Below are 2,643 nucleotides of genomic sequence, written 5' to 3'. Positions count from 1 at the left end.
TCGTTGAAGATGTCGACCAACACGCAGCCGTCCTCGTCGGTATCGACCTCGATCTGCGTCTCGACCCACAGCAGCGCAGCCGCGCCGGGCAGGTGTTCGTCGGTCATGTTAACGCTTCGAGCCATGGATCAATCTCCTGTTTGTCAGCGGCGACGATGAGATAACAGGCGCACCTTCAGGTGATGGGGCGTCGGAAGGACAAGAAGTCCGTCTGCGAACGTGATATATGCTGCTTAACGCATAACCAACTATGTGCTAAACATAACACGCGATAGCTACTGCGTAAAGCAATAGACATCATGGATTATGCAAAAAGCATGAAAACGGCAGGGATGGTCAAAGCGGGACGCGAGTTGGCGGGATGGTCGCAGGCCGAGTTGGCCCAGCGGTCGGGACTGTCGCTGCCGACGATCCAGCGCATGGAAAACCCGCAGTACGGGCCGCTGCGCAGTTCAGGGGCGAACCTCGAAAAGCTGCGTTTGGCCTTCCAGGAGGCGGGCGTGACGTTCCTCAGCGAGGATGGAAGGGAGTGCGTCTGCCTCAGCCGCTGACGGACAAGCCACTATGATAGACGGACGGGATGGAAGGTATGATATTGAGAACGAACCAAGAACTGCAACAGGGGCATTTCATGAAAGCGCAGACCGCCAGACGACCCCAGGTCCTGACCGACAACACCAAGGACGACATCCTGGACCTGATCATTCAATGCAAGCCTATCCCGCGCATCGCCTCAGACCTGGGCGTACCGGAGACACACATCTACCGCGCACTGGCGACCGATGCGGCCTTCCGCAAGGCATACGAGGCGGCAAAGGTCATCCAGCTGTATCGCCTGGAGGAAATCCTGCTCGACGAGGCGGGCGGCCCCTGGTCAGACGCCGATCCGAAGGAGATAGAGCGCCTGCTGGCCGTCACGAAAGAGTTGATCGCCCGGCGCACGCCTAAGATCCGCAGCCTCGACGGCCCGCTTCAGGATCTGGCCTTCCGCTTTCTTAGCTTCGAACCGGAGGATGAGTGATGCCAGCCGGAAGACCGACGAAGTACGACGAGGCATACCATCCCGAGTATGCCTACAAGTTCGCCCTGCTCGGGATGACCGACGAGGAGATGGCCGGTGCCTTCAGGATCTGCACACAGACCTTCTACACGTGGCAGGACGAACACCCGGCATTTCTAGAGGCACTCCAGCTCGGGAAGGAGCCTGCGGACGGCAACATGGTGATGAGCTTCTACAAGCGCGGCACCGGCTTCTGGACCGAGAGCGAGAAAATCTTCTACGACAAGGACGAAATCAATCGCGAGGAGCGGGTCGTCCGCGTGCCGACCAGGGTCTATCACCCGCCCGATGCGGGCGCAGCCTTGAGTTGGCTGAAAAACCGGCAACCGGACAGGTGGCGCGACCGCAAAGAGATTACGCACGATCCGGGACCTGTGACGCAGGCGGCGCTGGAGCAGGGCAAGCCCTGGGCTCAGGTCTTCATCAACGGCAAGCCACTGGGCGAGGACGATGGGTCAGGCGCAACCTAAGAGCCTGCCCGACTACGACACGGTCGAGTTTCACGTAACGCTGCACCCTAAGCAGCTCACCGCCTTCGACACGCCCGCGACCGAGGTGCTGTTCGGCGGGGCGGCAGGTGGTAGGAAATCTTTCCTGATGCGCGTGGCGGCGGTCACGTGGTGCATCGCCATCCCCGGCCTCCAGGTGTATCTCTTCCGCCGCGTGCGCGAGGATCTGCTCAAGAACCACATGGAAGGGCCGAAGGGTTTTCGGGCGATGCTGGCGCACATGGTCAATGCCGGGTGCTGCGACATCATCGAAAATGAGATCCGGTTTCCCAATGGCTCGAAGATTTATCTGTGTCACTGCAAAGACCCGAAGGACGTCTACAAATACCAGGGCGCGGAAATTCATGTTCTGCTCATCGACGAGCTGACGCATTTCCTCGAAGACATGTACCGCTTCCTGCGCAATCGCGTGCGCATGGTCGGACTGTCGCTGCCGCCTGTCCTCGCCCGGCGCTTTCCGCGCATCCTGTGCAGCGCCAACCCCGGCAACGTCGGCCACCTGTGGGTCAAGGAAACCTGGATCTCAGGGCACGAGCCGCTTACCATCGAACCGCAGCACGACAGCGAGGGCGGCATGCTGCGCCAGTACATCCCCGCCCGGCTCGACGACAATCCCTCGCTGCAAGAGGACGACCCCGGCTATGAGGCGCGGCTCTCGGGATTGGGCAGCGCGGCTCTGGTCAAGGCGATGCGTGACGGCGACTGGGACATCGTTGAAGGCGCGTACTTCGCTGAGTGGTCGAACAAGCGGCATGTCGTCCAGCCGTTCGAAATCCCCAAGGACTGGACGCGGTTTATTGCGGTGGATTGGGGCTCTTATCGGCCTTTCTCTGTGGGCTGGTATGCTGTCGTGGGCGAGGACACCCTGATCCCCGGCACCAACTACCACATGCCAAGGGGGAGCCTCCTGCGCTACCGCGAGTGGTACGGCGTCCAGACCGATCCGATCACCGGCAAGCCCAAGGCCAACGTCGGCATCAAGCTCGATGTCAAGGAGTTCGCCCGAGGCATCAAAGCCCGCTCGATCCCCGACACGTCTGACGGCATCAAGTACGCCTACGTCGTGGTCGATCC

General features: G+C 60.8%; 4 protein-coding genes. All 4 read left to right on the top strand.

Features of this window, described 5'->3' with window-relative positions:
• The first annotated feature begins 317 nt into the window (after nucleotides 1-317).
• Nucleotides 318-551 (top strand): helix-turn-helix domain-containing protein, encoded by a 234-nt coding sequence (locus tag FS320_RS41520; RefSeq protein ID WP_152718402.1) that lies wholly within the window; start codon nucleotides 318-320, stop codon nucleotides 549-551.
• An 80-nt stretch (nucleotides 552-631) separates the two neighbouring features.
• Nucleotides 632-1,021 (top strand): terminase small subunit-like protein, encoded by a 390-nt coding sequence (locus FS320_RS41515; RefSeq protein WP_152718401.1) that lies wholly within the window; start codon nucleotides 632-634, stop codon nucleotides 1,019-1,021.
• Complete coding sequence (locus tag FS320_RS41510) at nucleotides 1,021-1,530, top strand: terminase (protein WP_152718400.1); 510 nt, start codon at nucleotides 1,021-1,023, stop codon at nucleotides 1,528-1,530. The genes FS320_RS41515 and FS320_RS41510 overlap by 1 nt, the downstream gene beginning before the upstream one ends.
• Nucleotides 1,511-2,643 (top strand): phage terminase large subunit (locus FS320_RS41505; protein ID WP_152718399.1); only part of this gene is annotated, 1,133 nt, incomplete at its 3' end. The genes FS320_RS41510 and FS320_RS41505, both read left to right, overlap by 20 nt.

Source organism: Microvirga tunisiensis, assembly GCF_009296175.1.
Taxonomy (GTDB): Bacteria; Pseudomonadota; Alphaproteobacteria; order Rhizobiales; family Beijerinckiaceae; genus Microvirga; species Microvirga tunisiensis.
This window is presented reverse-complemented; position numbering and strand designations above follow the sequence as displayed.

Excerpts from the sequence above, each read along its gene's own strand:
- FS320_RS41520 (WP_152718402.1), top strand. The coding sequence starts at position 318 with ATGAAAACGGCAGGGATGGTCAAAGCGGGACGCGAGTTGGCGGGATGG.
- FS320_RS41515 (WP_152718401.1), top strand. The coding sequence starts at position 632 with ATGAAAGCGCAGACCGCCAGACGACCCCAGGTCCTGACCGACAACACC.
- FS320_RS41510 (WP_152718400.1), top strand. The coding sequence starts at position 1,021 with ATGCCAGCCGGAAGACCGACGAAGTACGACGAGGCATACCATCCCGAG.